We start from the raw sequence: 25,705 nt of genomic DNA, 5'->3' as shown, positions 1-25,705 counted from the left end.
CGCCGTGTGGCCGCCGCTCCGCTAAACCGGGGGGCTGCGCGGCGGACACGCCGACGTCACAGCTACTGCCACGCCATTTTTGCAGAACTTGACGCACACAACTTGAAGGGATCTTGGCACGGCAGGTAGGGTTGGCTGAGGGTCTTTCGGCTGTTCTTTTTTCCCCCACCCGCTCTCAGGCGGCGGCGCTGGAGGAAGCATACGCGATCATGGTCATGAGCGCGTGTCGATGCAGGCCCTGCCAGGGGCGGCTCTCGAAGTGGTCGAGGCCGAGGCGGCCCGTCGGCAATGCAGATGCGAAGCGCGGCGAATCTGACGCTCAACGGGCCTTTTGTTCCGGTGCGCCAGCTCAGTTCCGTCCAGATCGCCGCCACATCCGCGTCGCCTCCAAACACGAGCTCAAGGATCGCATCATGGCCGCCATGGACGACATCTCAAGTCTGGAGCGGCGAGGGGCGCGGTTCTTCGTGCACAGGGCCGGCGGCAGAATCAAGTTTTATTGCGAAAGCCAAAGTCAGGGCCGCGCACACGCCCTCGATGCTGACGGCGAGCGTCCAGCCCAGGACCAGGCCTTGAAGTCCGCCAAGCTTCGCCCCCGCGATCGCGAGGCACAGCTCCAGAACTCCGCCCAGCGCGAACCAGCGAGATGACTTGCGCATCCTGTCGCCCAGCCGCGCCAGCGTGCAGGCATGAAATTTGAGCGTCGATCCCAGCAGGCTGAAGCCGAGGAAGCGCAGGCTCGAACCGGCGATCTCCGGATAGGCCGGATTGAAGACCGCAAGGATCTCCTGCGAAAAGGTGAAGACGAAGGCGGCGCAGACGAGCGAGAAGAGCAATGACGCCGTCAGCGACAAAAGGATATCGTGCCTGGATTGTTTCGGGCTTGCTCTGACCACCGGGAACAGCACCGTTGCCATGGCTGCGGGTATCAACGAGGCCATGGAGACCAGCATCCACAATGCCACGAAGGCGGCATTGGTGGTCGGCGACAGCAGAACCAGCACAAGGTAGGGCATGATGACGCACGGGGCCTGCAAGGCGACATCGAGCGCGTAGTGGTCGAACGCCTTGCGTCGGAGCGTATGGAGCAGCCGGAACTCGGGGGGCCCAACGAGGCGACGCGCGCCGCCCCGGGTCAAGAGATCGACGCCGATCCAGGACGCCAGCAGGCCGACCACCCAGGTCAGAAGAATTGTGGCAGTGGAGGCGTAGCCGGCGGCCGCGGCGGCGGCGATCAGCATCAGCTTGAACGTGGAAAACAGCACTTGCCGGATCATTCTGCGGCTGCTGTGCAGAGTGCCGACGAACGCCTGATCGGCCACGATGCTGAGACCAGTCAGGCCGCAGCCGAGGACGAACGCAGCGCCCAAGAACCAACCGCCGATCGGCCCGGTCGAGCTGTTGAGGTACGCCTCCCCGAAGACAAACAACAAGGCCAGGCCGACCGCAAGCGCCACCCCGACGGACGCTGCTGCGGCCGCGAGGCCGGGCTCCTTGCCGGGATACCGGACGATCTCGCCCATCAGCAAGGTCCCGAGCCCGGCCTCCCCCAGCACACCGACGAGGGCCATCACGGACACGAGGGCGGAGGCCTTGCCGATCACCTCCGGCGGAAACAGCCGGGCGGCGAGCCACCAATAGACAAACCCAAGACCGGCCGTTGCCACCGTTCCGATCGCCAGAGCTCCGGAATTCATGACGAGCGTGGCGCTCTTTCGAAGCGCCCGGCGCACGCGAATAATGGCCGTCCCGGCGAGGTCTACCGGCACGATCGCCCTCCCGAACCTTGGTGCGCCGGCACCGCGGACCTGCTGGCGGCTGGGCGCAGGACGTCCCGGTAGACCTGCTCGATCCGGGTCACGACCGCTCCGGCCTTGAGGCGTCCAACCCTGGCGAGGCTTGTCGCCTCCAGGCGGGCCAGCAAGGCGCGGTCCTCCACAAGTGTCTGCATTGCGTGAGCGAGGGCGTGCGCGTCACCGGGCGGCACGAGAAGCCCTGTCTGGCCGTGGTCGACGAGATCCGACATGCCGCCGACGTCGGTTGCGACGACTGCCTTCCCGGACGCCATCGCTTCCATGATGACCGTCGCGCAGGCTTCGGGCCCGACCGACGGCAGCACGCCGAACAGTGAGCGCCGCCATGCATGCATGATGGCGGAATGCGGCCACGTACCGAAGACTCGGACGTTCGGCGGAAATTCGGTTGGCGTATCGGCGACCCGGCGCCCGACCAGGACCAGCTGCGGCGCCCGCTCCAGGCCGGCATAGGCTTGCAGGAGAACGTCAATGCCCTTGAGGCGCATCATGTCGCCGACGAACAGGATGAATCCATGCCCGGGTAGCTCCCGCAGGCAGGCATCTTCCGGGCCAAGCACCCCGACATCGTCGGGCACGAAGTTGGGGATGACCTCGTAGGGGGCGCGGCCTTGGGTGAGGCCGGTGTGACGGGCCACCGCGTGGCTCACCGCGATGAAGCGGTCCACAACGCGCCGAGCGGCGAAGCTCGAAGCCCAGTTGCCCAAGGTGGTCGCGGCTGCCTTCACGGCCCCGTAATGCCCTGTGGCGCAGGGCAGGCACTTGCCCGGCGCCGGGCCACTGCAGAGGTGGGTGCCCAAGTGCATGAAGTTCTTCTTGGCGCAGACAAGGCCGTAATCGTGGAGCGTAACCACGAGGCGTGCCCCGCTCAGACCTTTGAGCGGCAGGAAGGACGCGTAGATCCAGTTATGGGCGTGGACGATGTCCGGCTCCTCCCGGGCGACCAGCCGCTTCAGGGCAAGCACCAGTTCGGGATCCGGAAAGGGCGGTGCATGGCGACGCTCGGGATCGGTGTGGAGGCCCGACAGACGCTGGAGCGTCCCGCGCAGGCGATGCACGCGGACCGCGCCGTCCAGCTCGGTTTCGGGCGATCCGGGATGCATCAAGGTCCCGACGCTGACATGATGGCCCCGCTGCGCCAGCGCCGCGCCGAGATTGCGGACGTGCCGCTCCTCTCCCCCGATCACCGGAGGATAGAACTGCGATAGCAGCAGGATGCGCATGGTCCAGCCTCGTTTTAGATGCGCGGCACCAGCGTCGAAACGCTGCGATAGAGCCGGTTGTCTTCCGGTCGATAAAGCCGCGCCTCGGCCGTCTGGCGAGTTGCCAAGACGGGTACCGCGATTTCCCGCGCCCAGGTGTCGCCCGGCGCGATGGTGAGCGATCGGAAAACGGCGAACGGTTGCCCATCGAGGGTGATTTCCAGGTCGAATCGGTGAGGTTGAGTCTCGGCGCTCCTGATGCCGACGGTGATCCGGCCGGACTCGCCACCGGCCGACGGCAACAACCAGAACGCGGTGTATTTGAATTCCCGGTAGGCCGCTTCGTCTCGGACGGCCAGCGCATAGGCTCCGGTCGCCACAAGCAGCGCTAGCATGAGCGCGGCCCCCTGCCAGAGCCGGACCCGCGCCGGAGCCGGCCAGTCTGGCAGATCGGGAGTGTCGCGGCGGCCGGCGGCCACCAGTGCGGCGGCAGCCGTCACGGCCCAGAACCACACCGCCCAGCCGAGCGGCGTAAGAAAGCCTGCGGCGTTCAGGGCAAAGCCCCCGGCGATGCCGGCGGCGAGGCTTGCTCCGACCGCGTAGACGAAGTGTTCCAACGCGGAGGTTGTCCTGACGCCAATGGCCCGCAGCACCGTGTGGCCCGAGACCAGGAACACCATGGGCGCGCCCAGGGCAGTACGCAGGAGCAAGCTGTCGCTGACCGCAACGGCCGCCACCGTCGCCCCCGCCCACAGGCACGCGGCCAGAAGGTCCCGCTTGCTACAAAGTCTCATGCAATCCCCTCACGTCATAGATGACGATCCAGCCGTTGTCGTAGATGCGGGTGACGCCCTTGACGTCATTGAACTTGAGCAGCGCTGCGCCCGAGAGCGGCGCTCCCTGCTGCGCTTCCCACGGCTGGAAGTAAAAGCCGAGCACCGGCGGAGCCGTGGTCAGGCGCAGATCAATCAGCAGGAAATCGATGTCGCTTCGCGCCAAGGGCCAAAATTCGTCGGGCCCCAATGTCTCGGCCTCGAATATGCGCGCGGGATCGATGCCTTCGATGATGGTGACCCTAACGTCCTGCCGGCCGTAGCCCGCAAGCAGAAGGCGGTTGATGCGGTCAGTGGTGAAGCGGTTGCCGGCACCGAGCCATTCCCTGGCCCAGCGTGCCGTTTCGATCCCCATCGGCTCGATCGATTCCTGATCTGCGGCCACCCTGTAGCGCCCATGGATCGGATTAATCGAAGAGCTTGTGACGCCGCCCAGGACGATGATCACCAGAGCAACGGCCGGTGCGATGCGGCGCCACCCGCGTGGCGTGCGGCCCTGCCAGAAGTGGACGATGCTCACCGCGACGACCAGCCCAACGGCGATGAACACGAACGTTCCCATGCGGTTGCCGATTTCCCATCCAGCGATGGTCAGTCGGAAGGCGACTGAGACTGGGAGCCCGAAGGCCAGCAAGCTGAGGAGCACGAGGCGGCTGTCGCGCCAGCGGCGTTTAAGAATGTCCTGGATCGGACGCCAACCGGAGCGCGGACCACTCGGCGCTGCCATGGCCAGCGACCGAAAGAATCCCGTTGCCAGTCCGAGTGCCACCAGCAGGAGCGCCAGCAAGGTGGTCAGCCGCATGTAGAGGGCCTTGTCCGGCGCTCCGAGGTGCTCCGACCGCGGGGTGGGCGCGCTCAGGATGACCCCGAGCAATGTGTCGAAACCGGACTCGATCACCGGGCCGAGATAGCCTGTGAGAGGAATGCCACGGGCCTGCACCCACAGGGACGGCAGGGCTATGGCGAGGATCGCCGCGAGGCCCACGGCAATGCTGGTCTTGATCCGCAGGGGATCGTGCCGGCGCAAGGCCTCGAGGGCGGCCAGCGCTCCGAAATAGATGGCGGCGAAGGCGGCCGAGAGGTGATGTGTGACCGCGAGGCTTGCCAAAAGCAAGGCTATCAGCCCGAGCGACTTCAGCCTGGGTCGCCCGACGAGATCCTTGGACGCTGCCTCGACCGCGAAGGTCAGCACGCACAGCACGATGCCGAGGCTCCCGTAGGAGAACATCGAATCGAACAGGAAGAAGGTTGAGCAGCCCATATAGGCCAGACAGGCGATGGCCGAGATACGCGGCGATCCGGCGATGCTCTCGAGGAACAGAAACAGGGCACCGATGAACGTGCCCTTGAGGATGACCAACAAGAGCGTCCCCGATACGAACAAGGGCAGTCCTGTCAAATCGACGATCGCCGTTGTCAGGATTTCCAGGGCGGGATACGTTGGCCCGATCGGGAAAAGCGGGTTGGACAGGAACAGCCGGCGGGCCGTGATGAGATCCTCGGCCGCAATCCAATGCAAGACCTCGTCGTAACCGCTGAAGCTCGTCGGGGAATAGACGATCTTGCAGTAGAACAGGGCTTCGGCAAACAGGAAGAGCAGGAACAGGCGCTCACCTCGGGCTGTTGTCGGCCAAGCGATGCGAAGGCCGGTCGGAGCCCCCAGGAGAACGACACCGGACCAGAAGAGCGGCGGCGCCACGTCATAGCCCCGGCGCCCGGCCGCGTGCCCGGCCACGACCAGGAGTAGAGCCGCGGCGATCGTCAGGCATAGAACCGCGATCCATCCGGAATTGGCGCGTTGCGACGGGGCATCGGCGCTGCCGTCGCGAAGGTCGGGACCGACAACGGCCGAGACGAATCGTATCCCGGCCTGGAGCGGGTTGATCCTGGTTCCCGCGCTGAAATGAGCCGGCAACATCAGCATCATGCCCTCGTCGCAGGAGGCCACGATGTCACGCCACCGGGGGCCAAGCGGAGCATGGATCGGCCGCCGAGGACATCATTATAAACGTGGCTCAGCGCATGCGCGCAGGCATCCCAGTCCGGCAGGGCCAAATCCGCGACCTGCCGGTGGGCCTCCAGTTCTTCGGCCATGGCGGCGGCCAGCTCTCCAGGACCGGCATTGGGCGGAATCGCCCGGCACAGGCCATTGGCGGCCAGTTCCCGCAGACCGGACGTGTCGCTAACGAGGACCGGACGGCGCAGCGACAGGGCTTCCATCACAGCGATCGGATGGGCTTCGTATTCGCTGAACAGCACGAACAACGCGGCGCTCGCCAGGAGGTCAGCCATGTTCTGCCGGTCGGATCCGGGGATGCTCGCGATAGTGACCCGCCTCTCGAGGCCGAGTGTCGCTACGAGGCGCCGCAATTCTCCCTCGTACGGGCCTGTTCCGACGATGTGCAATCGCACGTCCGGTACCCGGCGGATCAGTTCGGGCAAGGCCGCGATCGCCCGCTGATGGCCCTTGTAGCGCTCCAGCCTGCCGCCCGAGACGATCAGGTGCGGATCGACCTTGATGCCGGGGCTCGGAGCCGGCATCGCGGCGCCGTTCGGGATGACGACAAACCGTTCGCGCGGCACGCGCATCCTGGCGCTGAAGAAGCTGGCCTCGAATTCGGAGACGCCGATCAGCCGCGCGGCGCGGGACACAAGCGGTCGAAGCAGCGCGTGCTGTGTGCCGCGCACGGCATTGCGCAGCCGGGAGGAATGCCCGCCGCTGTGGAAGGTCAGGATGAACGGCAGGTCCCCGCGAAGGGTCGCGAGTAGCCCGATCGGCGCCACGAAGCTGTTGTAACCTTGGAAATGGATCAGATCCCATGCCCCGCGCCGGATCGCGGTATAAATGCCGGGCGCAACATAGAGATCCCGTCCCCTCGGCCAGGCCGGCACGCGCTGCACGCGCATGCCGCGCACCTCCTCCTCAGCCGGCAACTCCCCCGAGGGATCGGTAGTGAGCACGTCGACGGCGTGGCCACGCGCCACCAAGCGGGGACCGACTTCCTGGATGTGAGTTTCGATGCCACCTATGAGGGGGTAGCAGCGAGCGGCAACCATCAGGATTCGCATCAGGTCTGTCCACCGACAACACAGGCTGTCGCGCTCCGCCTGCGCTGTTGGTGCACCCTCTCGCGCAGGATGGTTTTCAGGACGCGCCAGCCGTCCGGCATGGCGCGCAGATGGCTCACGCCGCTGATGCGCGGAGCCTCGAAACTCGCCACCTCGACGATATTGAGGTGGTTCTTCAAGGCCCGCACGTTGATGAGGGTCTCGATCTCGAACCCATCGCAATCGCAGTCCAGCGTGGCGACGTGCTTGGTCCAGAAGGCTATGTATCCGTAGCATAGATCGGAGAACCAACCGCCATAGAGCAGCCGCACGAACAGGGTCAGCCCCTTATTGCCGAACATCCGGAACAGCGACATGTCGTCGGTGCCGGCGCCCTGGATAAAGCGTGAACCCTTAACGAGATCCGCGCCGGCCATCAGCGCACTGACAAAGACGATCGCCTCCTCCGGCACCATGGAGCCGTCAGCGTCCAGCATGACGATGATTTCGCCTGTGGCGGCCAGGAATCCCGCTTGCAGTGCAGCGCCCTTGCCCCGCCGGGGCTCCATCACGACCTTCACGTCCTCTCGCAGGCGGCGCGCGACCGCGACCGTATCGTCAGTCGAACGCCCATCTACGATAATGATCTCATGCGCCCAGTTGGGGATGCGCGGCAGAAGCCACGGGAGGTTCTCGGCTTCATTGAGCGTCGGGACGACGAAGCTGACTCGGGGCAGAGTCAGTGATCCCCGCAGCGCGACATTTAACGGGTCAGGCGGCGATGTGGCACCGACGGGGGCGAGAATGCCGGAGAGACGGGCGTTCATGGCAGCGCTTTGAGGTCGTACGATGGGACCCATCCGGGGAGCATATTGTGCTTCCATGACCCCATGAGCTCCCCGAAAATCCGGTGCTCCACATAGCGCGCACGCAAATGCGCGGCCAGCGACAAGCCGCGGCGGCCAGCTCCAATGACCGCCACATCCACGGATGTGCTTGATCCAACCATATGCGGACTCCCGGCCGTTATGAAATGAAGATGAAATGAAAGAGGATTGGCAAGCTTGTCGCCCCCTAATATTGGGTTGTGATGCGACGATTACTGATGCAGATCTGAAATGGAAGGACGATAGATGGTTATGAAAAGCAAATAGATGATTAGCTCTTTTGGGGTATCCCTACAGGTTATTTCCAGCCATACGACCAGCGCGGATAGTACGGCAGCGGCACCGATCACCTTCAGCAGCTGTGTTGGCAGCGTTGCCAAACCCGTTTTAGACCTCTGGGTCCACCTTCAACCCCAGCGAGGACATTCATCGACCCGCGGCTGGGACTAGCTCACAGCGACACTTTCTATTGAGCGAACCGTGCAGAAGGCAGCGAAGCTCGCCGGCGCGAAGAAATGAACGTCCAGCGCAACGCTGACTTGCCACTGGCCAGAAGCTGCGAAGTGCAGGTGGGCTCGCTCCTTCACTCGGCCGTGATTTCCGAGCTTATTTTGTGCCCGAGAAGGGTCGAGCGCGCCCGGCCCTTCGCAGGCGGGGCACCTTGCGCTCGACCGCCTGGCTACGGGTAACTAACCCGGGCAAAACCGGCCAAGAGAGCGACCGCCCACGCGGTCCCGAGACCCCGCGCGGTCCCGAGACCGGCGCGTTGGGTATCAGCACACGATACGAGGTCGTGACCTCTCGCAAACCCCGGATATGCCCGAACAGGTCGATCACCTCCAGGCCAGACCGGCGATTGTAGGTGTGACACCCCAACGCTCCGGACCAAATGCGACCGACCGGGGTCTGGGCAAACTCCGACGCGCCGAGCGCATCAATCTGGCAGAACGTCACCGCGCCGCCATAACCGCGCGCGCAGTCTTGAACCGGGCGTAGCGTGCGTCCGCCATGTCGGATGACGGCGCCTGCGGGACGGCTGAGCCTTGCATCGAGCAGGACGGGGTTGGCGGCATGGGGCGTCCAGGACCCAGTCAGGCTCTCGGCACGGTAGAGGCTGAGAAGATCCCAGGATGTGGACCTCCAAAGCCTTGGGCTGACGAAAAACCAAAAGCCGCCCTCATGGCAGAGCGGCGTGGTATCGTAGCCCTCAATGCCTTCCATGAGACAGGCCTCCCGCGTCCACCGGTAAGGGAATTCCACTGCCCTGTAGAGATTGACATTCCTGGCCGCCCCCGATTCGGGGATCATCCAGATCTGCCCATCCTGCTCGAACACGAACGGGTACGAGAGGTGATGCGGTTCCTCTACGACGATCCGGGATGCGCCGGCTGTCCCGTCTCGGTTCACTGCCACGACCGCAATGCACCCCCGGTTCTTCGAGTAGAGGTACTGTTCGACAAAGATGAAATCCTGCCCCTGGTGCCGGAAGGGGAACGGGTCGGCAAGGTAGCTGTCGGCATTTCCGGTGAGCACCCGGAAGGCTGCTTCGCCTTTGTCGAGCAGGCTCGCCGATTCATCGAAGCGCCAGCCAATCCCCCACATCCCGCCGCCCCTCGCCAGGACGTCCAAAAGCCCGATCGCCTTCGATGCAACCGTGCCGGTCGCCCTTGCAAGCGCCGAAAGCGGGCCAAACGAGGGCACTGCCGTCCGTGCACCGCGGATACCGGACGCAGCTGAACCGCTTTCCTCGCACAGGGCTTTGAGGATCAGCGGCACAGCGCAGGAAAGGGCGCTGTCGAGCCTCGCTGCCAACACTTCACGGTCTGCACTGGCCGGACGCGCCGTCCACGGCCGCAACGGGCGCGCCGTGTCATGCAGGTCGACGAGAAGATCCTGACGATTCACCCAGGCCGCCACGACTCCGATCTCGCCGGGTGCGCCGTTGAAGACCGGGGTGAGCACGCGCCGCCCCGCCGGGAGCGATTCTGCGCCGCTCAAATCGATCACCACATCCACTGGGTCGGCCGGAGGCGGCGGCAGGCAGCGCAGCGCCGCCTCGACGGGGTCGATGGCGCCGTTCCCGCGAAAGCCATAGACCAGTTGTTCGAGTTCCAGCAGCAGACGGCAGATTAGCGGCAGCGGGCAGCGACCGGCCGCCAAAGCGCAGAAGACTTCGTTGCCGGGCACTTCAGCGAGCGCTTCTGCCAGCCAGAGGTGCCACCGCAGCAGCCGGGACGAATCGAGACTCAGGCAAATGCGCATTGTTGTTCTCACGGCCGATTTCAAAAGGACGCCAGCTTACAGCTTCCACGAGAACCACCTCAGGCGATCCGCCTACCCTGGACTCTGCCGCAGGCCCGCGAGCCAAGGGTGGCAGATGGAAAGCCGCCGCGCGAGGATGGTTTCCACCTACCGTGATTGCGGGGACTCGCCATGTCGGGAGCCGAACACTTGATTGGGAGATGCCTGAGCACGGGTCCATACTCGAGCGACTGGAAACGGCTAAGCACCACTATGCCCGAACGACGCCGGGCTGTGTGAGGTCAGAGGAGGTAATCCTTAGGGGCCATTGCACCCTGTGGCCGGCGAGAGCCAAATGCCGGGATGATCATCGACTGGCAACGAGTGAAAAACGGGCTGCGGAACGCCGGAATGTGGGTGCTGGTGTCCGCGTTGCTGTCCGTTCCGGCAGTCGTGAGCGCCGCGGACGATCCGTCAGCAACGTCCCTCATCAAGACTTCCGGAACGAACTTTGCGTTGGACGGCAGGCCGTTCTTCGTGACCGGCGTAAACAACCACTATCTGACCTACGGGTCGCAGGCTGAGGTCACCCATGTGCCCGACGACGCGGTGGCGATTGGCGCCAATGTGGTCCGCACCTTCTTCAGCCGGTGATCGGGTCGCTCGACGGCAGCAAGCCTACGATGGCGCAAACCTCGGCGCTGGTTGGTAACTTTTATGCTGAAAACCGGCTTCCGGGTAGGCCTAATCCCGCGTGGAAGCCTGGCGTTTCAAAAACCAAGACCATCGCACCGTCTATCAAAGAGTTCGGACAGACATTGGCAGCTCAAATCGGGAGAATTCCTAGATGCGTATTCTGATGCTTGCGCAATCCTATATGCCGATTGGCGGTGGCCAGCGGGGCCACGTCCGGAACCTAAGTATCGGTCTCGCCCGCCGCGGTCATGACGTTGCCGTTGCCGCAACCGGTCAGCCTGGATCCAGAGCCGGGCAGCCCGAGGATGGCGTCAGCAGCGAACGCCGGCAGGTCCTGCCCCCCCCTACGATCTCAGTGATTATCTGTGCCTATTCCGAGGACAGATGGGAGCTGTTGCTTCGGTCGGTGGGCTCGGTTCAGGGGCAGACCTTGCAACCCTGCGAGATCATCGTATCTGTCGACCAGCCCCTGTTCCACCGTTGTGCCGCGTACTGGGCTGACTTCGCAGCATCAACCCCTCCGATACGGGTGATCCAGAACAAGTATGACGGGCACCTGGGGGCGGCCCGAAACACGGCAGCCGAGACAGCCGCTGGAGAGATCCTGGCGTTCCTGGATGACGATGCGGCGGCCGACAGGGACTGGCTCGAGATTCTCATCGAACCGTACCGGGATAAGCGCATCGGCGCCGTCGGCGGGCGCCCCATACCGGTTTTCGAAACGAGCCGCCCGGCCTGGTTTCCTGTGCAGTTCGACTGGGTGTTCGGATGCGCTTATGACGGCCTTCCGACCAGCCGAGGTCCTTTGGCTCACCTCATAGGAGCGAACATGTCGGTGCGGCGGACCCTCCTCGAGCAGGTGGGAGGGTTCCACTCCGACCGTCACGACGACATGGACATGTGTCACCGCGTGGCGCACCTCAGGGGCAGTGAGGCGGTCATCTACGAACCGGCGGCGACCGTCCGCCACTTCGTGCCCGCCTCACGGCCGACCTGGAGGTACTTCTGGCGCCGCTGCCTTTCCGTCAACAAGGGGAAGGTCGAGGCCTTTGCCCAGATGGGCGACGCCGCCACCCTGGGTGCTGAGACCCGCTTCGTCTGGTACGCGCTGGCCAAGGGCGTACCAAGGGAGATTTTGCAAGCGGCCAAGGGTGACGCCCACGGGCTGGCCCGGTCCGCGGCGATAATCGCTGGCGTGGGGCTGGCCGCGGCAGGCCACGTCGCCGGCCGGATCGAGCTGGTGCGACGCTTGCGCCGGCGGCGCCAACAGGCAACCAAGCAGATACTGGACACAGCCGCGCAAGGCGGTGGGCGCGGGAAGTAGATGCCGTCTTCGATAATCATTGGTTCGGGTCCGGCTGCAGCCGCCGCCGTGTTGGCGCTGTCCGAGAAACCGGACGAGAAGGTAACCGTGTTCGATCCGGGCACCGTGCTTGACGCGGAGACGCAAGAGGTAATCTCCAGGCTGTCCAAGCTGCGTGTCGACAACTGGGATGAGGAGGACGTCCGCGGGGTCAGCCTGCAACCCAAGCGGTTCCGGTCCGATTCGCTGCCTGAAAAGAGAAGCTACGGATCCGATTTCCCGTTTGTCAACAAGGGCCAGCTCGACGGCGTCCACTCCGAGGGTAGAGTCAACTCAGCTGTCATATCAAGCGCCTACGGGGGGTTCAGCAATGTCTGGGGGGCCCAGATCATGCCCTTCAGCGCCGCCACGTTCAAGGGATGGCCGTTCGACTTCTCGGATATGGAAGAGCACTATCGGACGATCCTGGGTCACATTCCTTTCGCTGGAGAGTCCGACGATCTCGAGGAGTGGTTCCCGCTCATCGGATCCCCCGACCCGCTTCCGCCGCTGGCGCCGCGGACGCAGATGGTCCTGGCCAACTACGACCGGCACCGCGGTCGAGTGCGCTCCATGGGAATAACGATAGGCCGCGCCCGCCTCGCCTTCTCAGCGCCCGAATGCCAGCCCTGCGGCCTGTGCATGACTGGGTGCCCGCGGTCGCTAGTCTATTCGGCCTCGCACAGCTTCGATCGCTTCAGGCGCAGCGGAAGGATCGACTACCACAGCGGGCTGCTCGCGGTGCGAGTTGACCAGGAGGGCGACATGGCCGTCGTACAGGCCCGGGAGCTGTCCAGCGGCCGGATCCAGCGATTCACAGCCGACCGGATCTTCGTGGGCTGCGGAGCAATCGGGACCACCCGGCTGATCCTGGGCTCGCTCGGATTGGACCAGCCGGTACACCTTTCGGAATCGGCTCAATTCGTTCTTCCAATGATGTCCATGAAGCCGACCCCCGACCCACGTACAAGGCGCGAGTTCACACTCAACCAGTTCAACATGGTCATCGCCCGGGACGACGTGGGCTTCGATGTCTCACAGATTCACTTCTATCCGTTCAACCAGGCATACTACGATGCGCTTCCCGGCTTCCTTCAACACCGCGCCGCCGCCTTTGTGACGGATCGGCTCCTGAGCCGGTTGACGGTGGGCCTGGGCTACTTGCCGTCCTGGGCATCACCCAAGGTCCGGGTCACCGCCCAGGTGTCCGCAGCTCCTGATCAGCTACCCCAGATCACCCTCACTTCGGAGGGCTTCAGCGAGGCCAGGGTCAGGGGCAAAGACGTGCCTCCGATGCTGCCTGACGTAATAAAGCGGATCAGCAGGGCGGCACCTTACCTTGACTTGTGGCCAGTCACGCCGCGGATGCTGTGGTCGGGCGGAGCCAAGAGCTACCACTTTGGCGGCAGCTTTCCCCACGCCAGTGAGCCGCATACCGGGAGTGCGACGACAGACCGCCTCGGGCGGCTGGCGCGCTGGGACCGTATCCATCTCATCGACGGGTCGGTTTTCCCAAATGTGCCAGCTACTACCTTTACCCTGACTGTGATGGCCAATTCTCATCGCATCGCCTGCGAAGCGATGCAGCCGACGGGTTGAGCGTTCAATGCGGGTCGGTATCACCGGAGCCAACGGATATGTCGGGACCATCCTGCGTGCCGCCTTCGCCGAAGGAGGGCATGAGGTCATCGCGTTCGCCCGTTCGAACCGGGTGACCTCCGGCTCTACCGCTGCAATGGTTGGCGTCGCCGAGTGGCGCCGATACGAGATCAAGCGCCCGCCGTCGGGGGCCGCATTGAGCGACCTAGATGTGCTCATCCACTGTGCCTGGGACCTGACTCTCGTCAGCGCCGGCGATGTGTGGGGTGTCAATGTGTCCGGCTCGCAGCACCTCCTGCGCAATGCCGCCGACGCAGGGGTTCGCCGGGTCATTTTTGTCTCCTCGATGTCCGCCTATAAGGGAACCCGACAGTTGTACGGTCAGGCGAAGCTGGCCTGCGAGCACACCGCCAGCGGACTGGGAGGTGTCTCCACCCGCCTCGGACTGGTGTACGGCCCCGGTTGGGGTGGGATGGCGGGCGCGCTCGGCAAGCTCACCAATCTGCCGGTCACACCTCTCATCGGAGCGCGCTCCCATCAGTTCACCGTGCATGAGGCGGACATGGCAGCCGCCATGGTGCGTATTGCCGAGTCGGACATGCCCCTGCCGGAGCCGGTAGGGCTGGCCAACCCCGAACCGGTACCGTTCCGACGGCTCATGAAAGAGATCGCCGCATCACAAGGCAGAACACTGCGCGCCGTCGCCGTGCCCTGGCAGCTTGTCAGTGGCGTCCTCAAGGCAGCTGAGGCCCTGCATGTCCCCCTACCCTTCCGATCCGACTCGATCCTTGGGCTCGTGCACCCGGCGGCAGAGGTTCCCGGTGTAGAGCGGCTCAAGCAACTCGGAATCGAGTTTCGGAGCTTCTCGCTGGACGGCGATCGACCCTAGACTAGCCGAGGAGGCACAGGGACACAGGAGACCTAATCAGAGGATCGTAGCACCCCCTCCTCCCTGGCAGCAGCCTCGAAGGCCTTACGAGCCTCCTCGGGGGTCGCCCGATCCTCGACGGCTTCGATGCACAGTTGCACAGCCTTCCTCCACTTAGGTCCCATCTTGGTCCACTTCATGAGTTCCTCGGCGGCACTCTCGACATTGTTGCACCCGTAAGTGATCCCAGGTCGGTCAGTCTAGACGTACACCGGAGGGGAGAACCAATGGGTTGCCATGACACCTGGCCTCCTTGGCAGCCGCCTCAAAGGCTTCACGGACCTCTTGGGGGGAGGCTCTGCCCTCGAACGCATCGACGCAGGATTGGACCGCCTTGGTCCACTTCGGACCCTTTGTGTCCCACGCCATGAGTTCCTCGGCGGCTCCCTCGACGTGGCTGACCCCATTGCGAATGCCCGGACGTTTCGTTTTCACGTAGACCGGAGGGTTGAACGAGAGGGGAGCCATGAGGGGGAACTTAGAGCGACAAGAGCCCGCTGACCAACCCAGTTGTAGCCGCAGCCAAGGGAACGATGTAGGCCCTCGCGGGTTTAGAGGTTGCAGTGGTCCTTCTCGGATGTGCAGCCGCTGTGGCGGGGTCCGTCGCCTCCCCTTGCTGGCGGCGGGCTCCTTTCGCGAAGGCGGTGTTGGTCAGAGACACCTAGAACCTTATACCGCATCCAATTTAGCTAGTTGTCATTGGGGGGAGCAATGTCCCCTCCTCTTTTGCAGCAGCTAGGAATGCCTTGCGGGCCTCCTCAGGTTCCATCTCGTCGAAAAATTACGGCCATGCAAACGCGCACCGCGAGGTCCCACCAAGGACCACGCTTGGTCCACTTCATCAGCTCCTCGCCGGCTGCCTCGGCGTTGTTGACATTGCGGATGATCCCGGGACGCTCGGTCTTGACGGGGACCGGAGGGTTGAACCAGTGGAGAGCCATGCGGTCACTCTTTGTCGACCTTATCAAGTTCCTCCAGCAAATACCTTTGCTCAGCCCGCAGTTCCCGTTCTACAGGCAGATATAGCAGGTTGCGAAGGTAATTGCGGATTACCTCTGACTGGTGAAAATGGCGCAGGACGGCGCGCTTCCGTTGCGATGCCACAGCGGCTGAAGTTGGCTGACAGCTACTCGCGACCGTCAAAAGCCACGCAGAGGCCCAAGGCAGTTGCTGCCTCGACGATTGCCTCGGTTAGTTCTTCGTCGGAGGCCACCAAATAAGGCGCAGTCTCCCGAGCTTCGCGTAGTGCCGCTTTGATCGAGACCGTGTCGCGACGGTCCGCCCTGTTGAAGAGTACAGTAGTTGCTTGTTCTAGAGACGGACCGACCCTTCGCGCGACGCTCATCCAGCCCTCCCCAGGGAAACGCCGAAGGGCACTCTACTCCCAACCTGAGCGGCATCAAGACCATGTACGAATTGTACAAATTGGTACGGCGCTGGGCCGCGACAGTCAGGAATATTTGCTAGAGTTTCTGATCGGATAATCGGCTCGCGCGAAGCCCCCTAGAGCGCGCCTCGATTCGCCTTTCGTCCCCTGGTGCTTTCGGTCTGCCGTAGATTGGAAGGTTGAACCAGTGGAGAGCCATGAGGGCTATTCGCGAACGTCGAACGCGACGAACATGCCAAAGGCTGGAGCAATATCGACAATAAGCTCCACCAACTCGCACTCACTTTCCACCAGATGTGGCCCGTCTCGTCGCACCGCGGCGATAGTCTCTTTGACGGAGATGATGATGATTTGGCCGCGCCGGCCTGTAAAATCAGCTCTTCAACAAGCTCATTGGCAGTCACTTTGATGGGTCGGCAGTTCATCCGAACGTTCATCCGAGGCCTCCACCTCAGCGATAACCCACGGGGAAATTCATGATCCTTTGTCGGGAAAAATCAAGAAGAATGTTTGGTAGAAATTTCTGAGCCGGAATCAGAGAAACAAGCACGGAGCGAGCCTCTGTACTCTTTCGCTTGACGCTCAGCCGGCCCGCTAAGGACCTTCTTCCGTCGACCCCTGTTTCGCCTGGTCAATAGCCGCAAGTAATGACTGTAACGTTGGCGGCAGTTCTGGTTCGACCTCCAGATTTAAGAACGTTTGTACGTGATGACGATAGCCTTCGGAACGGATCAGTTTCCGAAACGCTTTGGAGACAGACTGATGGTCTGCTTTGTTGCTGGTTGTCATGTACGGGAAGTCCGTCCCAATGAGCCGTAACTCCCCCGCAACGAACGGGTTCCATCAGGAGGTCGGAATATTTGATAGAAATTTAGTGAGCGGGGGATCGGATAACTGGCTCGCGCGAAGACCCCCCGTGCCCCTTCGTTTCCCACGTCGCGCGCCGCTCGGTTCGCCATAAGCTGCCGCCCGTCCTAAATAGTCCGGCCGAGAGCGCACGAGGGCAGTTGTGGTACCTGTCGGGGGCACAAGAAAAAATGCCCGAGGGGGATCGGCCAGATGGTGAGCCTTAGTCAAGAGGTCCGAAGCAACCAGCGCTACTGCATCTATTGCGGTGGGGGGACGCTAGGCAACGACATCGATCATGTCCCGCCCACTGGCTTGTTTGACGGCGCGTGGCGTCGGACGACCTGATGCGCGATTCCTCCGTCGCTCAGAAGTACGCGAAGCTCGGCAGCGGGGAAGCCGGTTTTCCGAAACAGGCTAACGAACGGCGTTCAGTTCAAGGCGCTGTGCGAAGCGCTGGTTCGCGGGCCTGTCAGGAAGAAACAGCACATCGGCAGATTTGGTGCCGGTTGTTCTGGCCTCAAGCTCGGATTGGCTTGCCTTTTGGTGCCCGGTCCGGGTCAGCCAGTATGCCTCGTATCCGTTATCCGACAAGAGGCGCAGGACTGCCAAAACCGACGCCCCGAACTTGTTCAATCCTTGGTCGGAAAGTTCGACAAATAGGGCCGGCCGGGCGAACCTCAGGATCTCGATCATGCCCTGAAGCGTCAGCAGTTCGGCGCCTTGCACATCGATTTTCACGAGCGCCGGGCGCCGGGGTCCCTTTTCGGCGAGCAGTCCGTCGAGCGTCACGGCGGTGACCGGCACGCCGGTGCCGTTCCGGGAAAGCTTGTGGTCGGCCGGGTAAAGCGGATTGATTTCGAGAAAGGTCGTGCCGGGCTCGGCGGCGGCGACCACCCTGAGCGCCTCGACGCGGCCAAGGAGACCCGCGCGCTCGAGCGCGCAAATCAGGCCGCTGTAATTCTGATCCTCCGGCTCGATGGCAATCACCTTTCCGCCATCGCCGACCCATTCAGCAAAGCGGAGCGAGAAGAAGCCGACATTGGCGCCGACGTCGATGACCAGCGATCCGTCTGGCACGAATTCCCTCAGCTGATCGATTGGGCCTGCTTCAAAATACGCTTTGTAGAGGGGATAAAGCGCAAGATAGGCGCGGTGGAAAAGCGGAAGACGCTGCAGGCCGAGCTTGGCGGTCAGCACGTATAGCCTGATAGCCGAATCTCTTAGGAAAAGTTTGAGCATTCAGGAACCATCCAATGACACCGATGCAGGATTTGTTGACAGTGGCTTGTCGAGGGGCCTCGCCCGGAGGGCCGCAGCGCAACGATCTTCGTTCGGCTATGCAGACTTTATCACTCGATCAAGAACCTGATCGCGGGAATAAAGAGGTACCTCCTGAGGATCGGCATCGACACACCGCCCCAACACCACTGGCTGGATAATGCCGCCCTCGCCACGAGCCGGAGGTTTCCAATTACGAACGTCAGGAGCACTTCCTCACATCACCGGCTGGCGTGGCTCAGCTCGGAAAACCATTGTTGGTCCCGGCGAACAGCTTCGCTGAGTACGCTCCCGAGCCCAGCCCGGTGACCCAAAAAAGCGTGGTCTGGTTCGCCCTGAGGCATGTGGACGACGTTCAACGGCGACCGACGGACGAAGTCCAAACCCTTGCCCGGACCGCACTACGTTTATGGCTTCCTCACGACAGCGCCGAACGAACCGATCCATCCCAGGATCATGCGGTGATCACACCACGAATGAGGAGCACGAGGTTTGGATGTGCGTGCCACATGGGGTCAGGCGAAGGCGTGGCTGCGGCCGTATGATGCGCTGAAGATTGTAATGCGCGGCGATGACAAAGAGGGTCAGCCAGCAGCCTTAAACCGACTGAGACCTCTATAACCTGGTGCCCTATTGTCGCATCGAGGCCCACCTGCCGCGCCGCAATAGAGTCGGGGTAACCAGTCCTCGTCGTTTCACTATAAGATTGGCTGTGCCATCGGTAAGCGGCGGCGACCATTGCAATCGCACCTTGGTCAAGCCCCTCGTACGAGGAGGGCAATATGAAAGGTATATCGAAGTACATTTCTTTCACAGCGCTCATGATCGTCACGTGCTGCACGAGTGGTGGAGGTGGTGGATCGTCGCTGCTAGCGCCGGCTGGGTACACTACCAGTCAGCTGATATTCGAGGACACCTTCACCGGGCACTCGCTCGACTCCACGAAGTGGATAGCGGCGATCGCGGACCAGAACGGTATCTGGCAGCAGAGCGTGCCGTCGCCGTACTCCGCGATGAACGCTGGCGGATTCAACGCCGAGTACTTCGACCCGGCTCAGATCAGCACTGGCCCATCAGGCTTGAAGATCGTTGCGACGAGAAGCAACCGGTTCGCCGGGTACACTTGGAAGTCGGGCGCCATCTGCACGCACGGCAAGTTCGCGTTTGCCGGTGGCTACGCCCAGATACGCATGAAGCAGCCGGACGTCAGCACTGGCGGATGGCCAGGCTTCTGGCATCTCGAGGGCGGGGCCGAGATCGACACGCAGGAGGGCGGGTTCCTCAACGGCTCCGTGTCAGGCAACGGAGTGCTGGCAAACGCTTTGTTGGCTGCCACCAACGAACAGCGGTTCTTCGATGCTGGTGTGGACCTGTCGGCCGACTACCACGTCTGGGGCATGGAGTACGTACCGGGCGTGTCAATCAAGTTCTATTTCGATGGTGCGCTCAAGCGAACCGTCACTACGAACGTGCCGACCGGTGCCATGACCCTGCTCATTAATCTGAGTATCGCCAACAGCAGCGCGTCTGACTGGCACACGGCCTACGACAGTTCGACCCCGACAACGCTCGAACTGGAGGTGACCGACGTTCAGGTCTACCAGCTGAGCATGACCGACAGCATCGAGGGGTGACCCATTCGATCACCTGCAATCGATCATGGCAGCGGTTCGATCGGCATGGGTTCGTCGACCCGCACCGCCTGCGTGATTATCCACGCGGAGCCAATGAGATTGATGCGGCGCGCGCCCGACGCCTGCAGCTGGAGCGCCTCGCAAGTTCGGCGGTGAGCTTGTGCGATGGTGCCGCCGCGCCGATCGGTTCCGCGAAGGCGACGGACTTGGATCAATTCCTGCGCGGCAGATCGACTCGATTGGCTTGCCGACATGGCCGGTCGCGAGGCCGACGAGCCAACCGGCTCACTGGACAGTGGTACCAGCGATGAGATCCTATCACTGTTCGGGGTCTTCATCGCGACGGTCACACCATCATCCGGTTCCGCATGCCCGCGCGGGCCGACAGATCACGCAGCACGATGGTCGGATCCTCGGCGACGATGTGGCATCAGGCAGAAATTCGCTTCTGAACGCCATGAGCTTGCTCCCATGAGTCTTCTGGAGAGCCTGCGAACGCCACGCGCGCTTCGCGGGATCAAACTGCGGAGCGCATAGACCGTTCTTGGGATCGCCATTGGTGTCGCCGCACAGGCGAGCGCGGTGCAATTCGGTCCGGATCAGCAAAATGGAGCTACCCCTGAGGAACGATCGCGGATCGGAGAAAACCATGCGATGAATTCAGAGATGACGCATGAGACGCATGACCTTAACGACGAGCGCAGAGCTTAACGCCCAGCCCGGTCGAACTCCCGGCTCTCCAGCGGTCAAGGCTTGTAAATGGAAGTTCTCATTGCACAATCCGAAAGACTTAAGGCGCAAAAGCTTGCGCCCACGAAGAATAGGCGAATCCGGTTGGGTGAACCGCACGCTATTCTTGTATCGGGAGCTGCGGGCTTCGTAGGAAGCAAGCTCGCAAGGCTCTTTGTTGATCGTGGATATCCGGTCTTCGGCTTTGATGACCTGTCACGAGGTTCTCGGCAAAACCTAAGTGGCCTCCTCACGCATGAGAGGTTCATTTTTGAGAAGGTAGATCTCTCAGACGCCGGTGCAGTGAGAAGCCGCTTCATGGATTGTCACAGTCGCATTCCGATTTCCGAAGTTTGGCACATGGCTGCCAATTCGGACATTGCTGCGGGAATCGCCGATGCCTCTGTTGATCTACGCGATACCTTTCTATCGACGTTCAACGTGTTGAACGCAATGAGGGAGGCGGGCGTTCCGTTCCTTGCTTTCGCTTCCAGTTCAGCAGTATACGGCGATTTGGGGGAGGCTCCGATCAGAGAGGATGTCGGGCCGCTGCTGCCCGTTTCCAACTACGGTGCTATGAAGCTCGCATCGGAGGCGCTAATCAGCGCTGCCGTCGAGAACTGGCTAGCTCGGGCTTTGCTCTTTCGCTTTCCGAACGTGATCGGCGTTCCAGCAACACACGGCGTCATCCTAGATTTCGTGAGAAAGCTAAGGATCACGCCAAACAAGCTGAATGTTTTGGGATCGGGACGACAGCAGAAAGCGTATCTTCACGTCAATGACCTGATTGATGCAATTGTATACTTGCGTGCGAACGCATCCGAGCGGCTTGGCTATTACAATATCGGCCCCGGGGACAACGGGGTAACCGTTAGCTTTATAGCGGAGACGACTGTCGGGGCTGTCGCACCGGGCGCAGGTATCGAATATGGAGTTGAAGACCGCGGTTGGACGGGGGATGTTCCCCGATTTTCGTATGACATAGCAAAAATCAGCGCACTCGGTTGGCGGCCCCAGCTTGGTTCGGCTGATGCTGTTCGAAAAGCCATCGGAGAAATCGTGCGACAGGAAGGACACCTGTGATGCAGGCGGTTGTACTTGCGGGCGGTCGAGGGACGCGGCTCAGGAGCCGGACAAGTGACTTGCCTAAATCGCTGGTCAAGATTGGTGGCAGGCCACTTCTTGAGCATCAAATCGTCCTCGCCAAGCGACACGGTATCGAGAGGATCTTGATTCTGGTGAACCACGCTGCCGAGCGAATCGTGGAGTTTTGCAATCAGCGCGAGAATTGGGGGATTGACGTTCTTTGCGTAAATGACGGTGCGCCTCGCGGGACTGCTGGAGCAGTTCTGTCCGTTTTGGATCTGCTCGACGACGACTTCCTTACGATCTATGGCGACACGATGCTCGACGTCGATCTCACCCGCTTTAAGTGCTTCCATGAAAACGACAAGGCAGCAGCCGCAACAGTTTTCACCCATCCGAATGATCACCCGCATGATTCCGATCTGATAGAAACGTCAGAAGACGGTATGGTTACCGCGTTCTATCCATGTCCACACGATCCGGGTTGCTATTACCCCAACCAAGTCAGCGCAGCTCTTTACTATATTAGAAGACAAGCTTTATTCCGGTGGCGCGCCACAGTAACTCCGCTCGACTTTGGCAAAGACCTTTTTCCTGAAATGCTTCGGGCCGGTATGAAAATTAGAAGCTACAACAGCCCTGAGTACATAAAAGACGCTGGGACCCCGGCGCGACTTGACAAGGTTTGCGCCGACTTTGAATCGGGCTGCATAGCTCGAGCCTCACTCAGTTCTCCGCAGAAAGCAGTATTTTTGGACAGGGACGGGTGCATCAATGTTGACTATGGACACATCGATCGTCCCGAACGCTTCGAACTGATTGAGGGAGCTGCGGCCGCGATCGCTTGTTTCAACCGAGCCGAATACCGGACAATTGTCGTCACTAACCAACCCGTTGTGGCCAGAGGCAATTGCTCTACACGAGACTTGCGGATGATCCATAACAAGATGGAGACTGAGCTTGGCCGCTGTGGAGCTTTTGTTGATGCCATCTATTTCTGCCCGCACCATCCAGATCGCGGCTTTATCGGTGAGAAGGAAGAGCTGAAGGTCCGCTGTGAATGCCGCAAGCCTTCTACTGGGTTGATTAATGAGGCGGTCGAGGCATTCAATATCGATCGCAGCCAATCCTGGGTCATCGGCGATTCGTCAACGGATGTCGCTCTCGCAAAGCGGTCTGGCATCAGATCGATCCTAGTCGAGACGGGCGCGGGCGGGTTGGATAACAAGTATCATGCCACGCCTGACTATACCGTCTCAGACTTGTTGGAGGCAGCTAAGTTCATTCTCGCCGTTCATCCACCCTTGATAAATTCAGCATCTGATCTGATCTCGCATGTGAAGCCAGGTGATGTTTGTTTCGTAGGGGGCCTTTCCCGGAGCGGAAAGAGTTTTCTTTCCAGCGCTATCGCGGAGGTTCTTCGCGGGCGCGGCTTTGAGACGGAAATCGTTGCTCTTGATCGCTGGATACGGTCCGTCGCTGATCGCGAACCAACCGTGATGGGTCGCTCCAATGTGGACGAGATCAGGCCGGTTCTAAGCCGCTTAGTGGGAGTTCGCTCTCGCGAGACGCACGAACTGCCCTTTTACGAAAAGCTCAGCCGCATATCGCATCCAAGATCGGAAAGGATAACCGTTTCTCCGGAAACCATCCTGGTCGTGGAAGGAACCGTCGCCCTTTGGCTGTCCGATGTGGTTTTGGGTGGTCGTGCACACACATTTTTCGTTGATATTGATGAGGAGGTGCGGATGTCCAGACTAGTGCGAGAATACTTGCGGCGAGGTATGGATTGGGGGACTGCAGCCAGTATTTACAGTTCGCGCCAAGAGGACGAGACACCGATCGTGTTGGCATCGCGGGCGCAAGCTAAACATTGCGTCCAATTGCGGGCGATTGAGCTGGCAGAGGCAGTTCAATGATCATTAGTCAGACGCCGTTTCGAGTCAGCTTTGTGGGAGGTGGTAGCGATCTTCCTGCCTTCTATCGGCAGGAAGGTGGCGCCGTCCTAAGCGTTGCTATCGACAAGTACGTCTACGTGAATGTGAACCGCAAGTTCGATAGTGGCACTCGAATCGCTTATTCGAAAACGGAAGAAGTAGACAGTGTTGAGCACATTCAGCATCCGATTGTAAGGGCGACGATGGGATATCTTGGGATCCCTGGAGGCGTTGAGATAACAACTATTGCCGATATTCCTTCGAAGGGAACAGGACTTGGATCCTCAAGCACTTTTACCGTTGGCCTTCTGCATGCACTAAACGCGTTTCGTGGGCAGTATGTCTCCAAAGCAAGGCTCGGCGCTGATAGTTGTCGCATTGAGATCGAACTTTGTGGCGCTCCCATTGGAAAGCAAGATCAATACGCCGCGGCTTTTGGGGGGTTGAATCTTATCGAGTTTCACCCTGATGAAAGCGTCTCGGTGTCACCGCTCATATGCCCAGCTGATTTTATCGCTTCAATTGAGAAACAAGTTCTCATGTTTTACACCGGCATTACGCGTAGTGCTTCAGACATTCTCGTCCGACAGTCAGAGGAGATCGCAAGAGCACCGGACAAGCGCAAAGCGGTCAGGCGAATGGTCGAGCTCACGTATCACCTTCGTGATGAACTGCATCGATGCAACCTCGACGCCTTCGGCGAAATCCTCCATGAGAACTGGCTCTTAAAAAAGAGCCTCTCTGAAGAAATCACGAACGATGTAATCGATGGCTGGTACCGAACTGCGTTGCGAGCAGGTGCCACGGGCGGCAAGTTACTTGGAGCAGGTGCAGGAGGTTTTCTCATGTTCTTCGCGCCTCTCGATCGCCACGACGCAATCAAAGTGGCCCTCGGGGAGCTAAAGCATATCCCTGCGAAGTTCGACTTCGTCGGGAGTCGCATCGTTCATTATCAACCGACATCGGAGGCCACCCAATGAATGACTTCAGCGGCAGCGCTCAAGTATATTTCGAGAAGCTCGAGACCGTTCTGGCTTCGTTAGATCACCAAAGCTTTGATAACGCAGTGGCCTTGGTCGCGCAGGCCCAGGAAGACGGAAAGCAAATAATCACACTTGGAAATGGTGGCAGCTCACTTACAGCGCTACACTTTATCACGGACTGGAATAAGAGCATCTATCTCTCTACGAAGCGCCCGTTTCGTGGTCGGACTCTGATCGACAATGTGGGCCTTACATTTGCATACGCGAACGATGTTTCTTTCGAGGATGTATTCGTCGAGCAGCTGAAGAACATCCTGAACGACGGCGACTTGGTCATTGCCATTTCCGGCAGCGGGAACTCGGAAAACGTTTTGCGCGCTGTTCGATACGCTAATGATCATGGCGCAGTCACGTTGGGTCTTTGTGGATATAGTGGAGGAGCGCTCAAGCAGATCGTCCAACACGTGGTTTGGGCGAATGTAAATGACATGCAGCTCGCGGAAGATATACATTCTATGTTCGGGCATGTCGTTATGCAGCGTCTTTGTTTTGGAAGTACACAAAAGTGGAGCGATTGGCGACAGCGGCTCAGCGCTGCTGGAGGCCTCAACCCAAATCGAGCTGGCGCCGAGACGGCTTGGCAACCCTGATCGACAACAGCCATGCGGCAGCTGGACGAACGCGGTCAATTTATAGGCGGGGTCAACCTTGCCGATGCGGCCAAAGAGCAGGCCAGGCGGTTCGCAGACGGCCGCAAGGTGGAGCTTTGGCGCATGGTTGCGCAGTTCAAATTTGACAATCCGCGGGAGCGTCCCGCGGCGACGAAGCGCCCTCGCGCCCGAGTGTGACGTTTCAGCCATTTCAAAGAGCCACTTAAGCACTTAAGCAACCATACTTTCCTTGGGTCTTGGCGCTGTTCAGATCTTGAAAAATTCGATCCTGATGCAGGCACGCTGGCGTTGCGATCGAACGGCCTGTCCGGTGCTGTAGGGGCTACGCTCGACAACGGTGCCAGCCTTCCACCTTCGATCCGCGCAAACGGCACGGTCAAACATCCAGCCCGGCAGTTTCAGCCACAGGCAGGTCAGAGTTGTGTGCGTCAAGTTCTGCAAAATGGCGTGGCATTGCGGTGACGTCGGCGTGTCCGCCGCGCAGCCCCCGTGTTTAGCGGAGCGGCGGACACACGGCGGTGCTCAGGCGGCCAATGCTCTCAGGCTCTCCTTCTTGTGCTC

The 25,705-nt window shown here is 61.1% G+C and carries 21 protein-coding genes and 1 pseudogene; 9 read left to right on the top strand and 13 right to left on the bottom strand.

What is annotated here, in order from left to right:
• Nucleotides 1–62: 62 nt before the first annotated feature.
• The 8 genes and pseudogenes from NKH71_RS33605 to NKH71_RS32460 all read right to left on the bottom strand — a co-directional run.
• Nucleotides 63–368 (bottom strand): annotated as a pseudogene (locus NKH71_RS33605) (hypothetical protein); the annotation flags it as partial.
• Between the two features lie 66 nt (nucleotides 369–434).
• Complete coding sequence (locus NKH71_RS32490; protein ID WP_352896341.1) at nucleotides 435–1,769, bottom strand: lipopolysaccharide biosynthesis protein; 1,335 nt, start codon at nucleotides 1,767–1,769, stop codon at nucleotides 435–437.
• Complete coding sequence (locus NKH71_RS32485; protein ID WP_352896339.1) at nucleotides 1,760–3,037, bottom strand: glycosyltransferase family 4 protein; 1,278 nt, start codon at nucleotides 3,035–3,037, stop codon at nucleotides 1,760–1,762. The genes NKH71_RS32490 and NKH71_RS32485 overlap by 10 nt, the downstream gene beginning before the upstream one ends.
• A gap of 14 nt (nucleotides 3,038–3,051) precedes the next feature.
• Nucleotides 3,052–3,753, bottom strand: a complete 702-nt coding sequence (locus tag NKH71_RS32480) for a hypothetical protein (protein ID WP_352791567.1) — start codon at nucleotides 3,751–3,753, stop codon at nucleotides 3,052–3,054.
• Nucleotides 3,754–3,796: 43 nt separating this feature from the next.
• A complete protein-coding gene (locus NKH71_RS32475) occupies nucleotides 3,797–5,797 on the bottom strand; it encodes a putative glycosyltransferase family protein (RefSeq protein ID WP_352896338.1) in 2,001 nt (666 codons plus the stop codon).
• A complete protein-coding gene (locus NKH71_RS32470; RefSeq protein ID WP_352896336.1) occupies nucleotides 5,773–6,918 on the bottom strand; it encodes a glycosyltransferase family 4 protein in 1,146 nt (381 codons plus the stop codon). The genes NKH71_RS32475 and NKH71_RS32470 overlap by 25 nt, the downstream gene beginning before the upstream one ends.
• A complete protein-coding gene (locus NKH71_RS32465) occupies nucleotides 6,918–7,724 on the bottom strand; it encodes a glycosyltransferase family 2 protein (RefSeq protein ID WP_352450579.1) in 807 nt (268 codons plus the stop codon). Before NKH71_RS32465 ends, NKH71_RS32470 begins: the two co-directional genes overlap by 1 nt.
• Nucleotides 7,725–8,390: 666 nt before the next feature.
• The gene (locus NKH71_RS32460; RefSeq protein ID WP_352896335.1) at nucleotides 8,391–10,046 is read right to left on the bottom strand and encodes a glucosamine inositolphosphorylceramide transferase family protein; all 1,656 of its coding nucleotides are present in this window, start codon (nucleotides 10,044–10,046) and stop codon (nucleotides 8,391–8,393) included.
• 342 nt (nucleotides 10,047–10,388) lie between these two features.
• On the opposite strand from NKH71_RS32460, the gene NKH71_RS32455 reads away from it, so the two are divergent.
• The 4 genes from NKH71_RS32455 (at nucleotide 10,389) to NKH71_RS32440 (ending at nucleotide 14,551) form a co-directional block, all read left to right on the top strand.
• A complete protein-coding gene (locus NKH71_RS32455; RefSeq protein WP_502900453.1) occupies nucleotides 10,389–10,679 on the top strand; it encodes a hypothetical protein in 291 nt (96 codons plus the stop codon).
• Nucleotides 10,680–10,872: 193 nt separating this feature from the next.
• Complete coding sequence (locus NKH71_RS32450) at nucleotides 10,873–12,045, top strand: glycosyltransferase family 2 protein (protein WP_352896334.1); 1,173 nt, start codon at nucleotides 10,873–10,875, stop codon at nucleotides 12,043–12,045.
• Nucleotides 12,046–13,662 carry a Rossmann-fold NAD(P)-binding domain-containing protein gene (locus tag NKH71_RS32445; RefSeq protein WP_352896333.1) on the top strand — a complete coding sequence of 539 codons (1,617 nt, stop codon included), beginning with the start codon at nucleotides 12,046–12,048 and terminating at the stop codon, nucleotides 13,660–13,662. It begins immediately after the preceding gene.
• 7 nt (nucleotides 13,663–13,669) lie between these two features.
• Nucleotides 13,670–14,551, top strand: a complete 882-nt coding sequence (locus tag NKH71_RS32440; RefSeq protein WP_352791557.1) for an NAD-dependent epimerase/dehydratase family protein — start codon at nucleotides 13,670–13,672, stop codon at nucleotides 14,549–14,551.
• 32 nt (nucleotides 14,552–14,583) lie between these two features.
• Here the strand turns inward: NKH71_RS32440 and NKH71_RS32435 are convergent, their stop codons facing one another.
• From NKH71_RS32435 to NKH71_RS32415, 5 genes are all read right to left on the bottom strand, one after another.
• Nucleotides 14,584–14,775 (bottom strand): DUF982 domain-containing protein, encoded by a 192-nt coding sequence (locus tag NKH71_RS32435; RefSeq protein ID WP_352896344.1) that lies wholly within the window; start codon nucleotides 14,773–14,775, stop codon nucleotides 14,584–14,586.
• Between the two features lie 10 nt (nucleotides 14,776–14,785).
• Complete coding sequence (locus NKH71_RS32430) at nucleotides 14,786–15,058, bottom strand: DUF982 domain-containing protein (RefSeq protein ID WP_352896330.1); 273 nt, start codon at nucleotides 15,056–15,058, stop codon at nucleotides 14,786–14,788.
• A 290-nt stretch (nucleotides 15,059–15,348) separates the two neighbouring features.
• A complete protein-coding gene (locus NKH71_RS32425) occupies nucleotides 15,349–15,531 on the bottom strand; it encodes a hypothetical protein (protein WP_352589228.1) in 183 nt (60 codons plus the stop codon).
• Nucleotides 15,532–16,571: 1,040 nt separating this feature from the next.
• Nucleotides 16,572–16,766 carry a hypothetical protein gene (locus tag NKH71_RS32420; RefSeq protein ID WP_352595304.1) on the bottom strand — a complete coding sequence of 65 codons (195 nt, stop codon included), beginning with the start codon at nucleotides 16,764–16,766 and terminating at the stop codon, nucleotides 16,572–16,574.
• Nucleotides 16,767–17,240: 474 nt separating this feature from the next.
• Nucleotides 17,241–18,065: an FkbM family methyltransferase gene (locus NKH71_RS32415; protein ID WP_352791422.1), complete on the bottom strand. Its 825-nt coding sequence runs from the start codon at nucleotides 18,063–18,065 to the stop codon at nucleotides 17,241–17,243.
• Between the two features lie 821 nt (nucleotides 18,066–18,886).
• Between NKH71_RS32415 and NKH71_RS32410 the strand changes: the two genes are divergently transcribed.
• The 5 genes from NKH71_RS32410 to NKH71_RS32390 all read left to right on the top strand — a co-directional run bounded on the left by NKH71_RS32410 (nucleotide 18,887) and on the right by NKH71_RS32390 (nucleotide 25,123).
• A complete protein-coding gene (locus NKH71_RS32410) occupies nucleotides 18,887–19,738 on the top strand; it encodes a glycoside hydrolase family 16 protein (protein ID WP_352791424.1) in 852 nt (283 codons plus the stop codon).
• 759 nt (nucleotides 19,739–20,497) lie between these two features.
• Nucleotides 20,498–21,550: an NAD-dependent epimerase/dehydratase family protein gene (locus NKH71_RS32405; RefSeq protein WP_352791428.1), complete on the top strand. Its 1,053-nt coding sequence runs from the start codon at nucleotides 20,498–20,500 to the stop codon at nucleotides 21,548–21,550.
• Nucleotides 21,550–23,472 (top strand): HAD-IIIA family hydrolase, encoded by a 1,923-nt coding sequence (locus NKH71_RS32400; protein WP_352791429.1) that lies wholly within the window; start codon nucleotides 21,550–21,552, stop codon nucleotides 23,470–23,472. Before NKH71_RS32405 ends, NKH71_RS32400 begins: the two co-directional genes overlap by 1 nt.
• Entirely contained in the window at nucleotides 23,469–24,470 is a 1,002-nt protein-coding gene (locus NKH71_RS32395; RefSeq protein WP_352791431.1) for a GHMP family kinase ATP-binding protein, read from the top strand. Before NKH71_RS32400 ends, NKH71_RS32395 begins: the two co-directional genes overlap by 4 nt.
• Entirely contained in the window at nucleotides 24,467–25,123 is a 657-nt protein-coding gene (locus tag NKH71_RS32390) for an SIS domain-containing protein (RefSeq protein WP_352531676.1), read from the top strand. The genes NKH71_RS32395 and NKH71_RS32390 overlap by 4 nt, the downstream gene beginning before the upstream one ends.
• The last annotated feature ends 582 nt before the right edge of the window (nucleotides 25,124–25,705 follow it).

Origin of the sequence: Mesorhizobium sp. M0983, from assembly GCF_040318975.1 — a bacterium.
GTDB lineage: Bacteria > Pseudomonadota > Alphaproteobacteria > Rhizobiales > Rhizobiaceae > Mesorhizobium.
The sequence above is the reverse complement of the archived record's forward strand: the minus strand, read 5'-3'. Positions and strand labels throughout refer to the sequence as shown.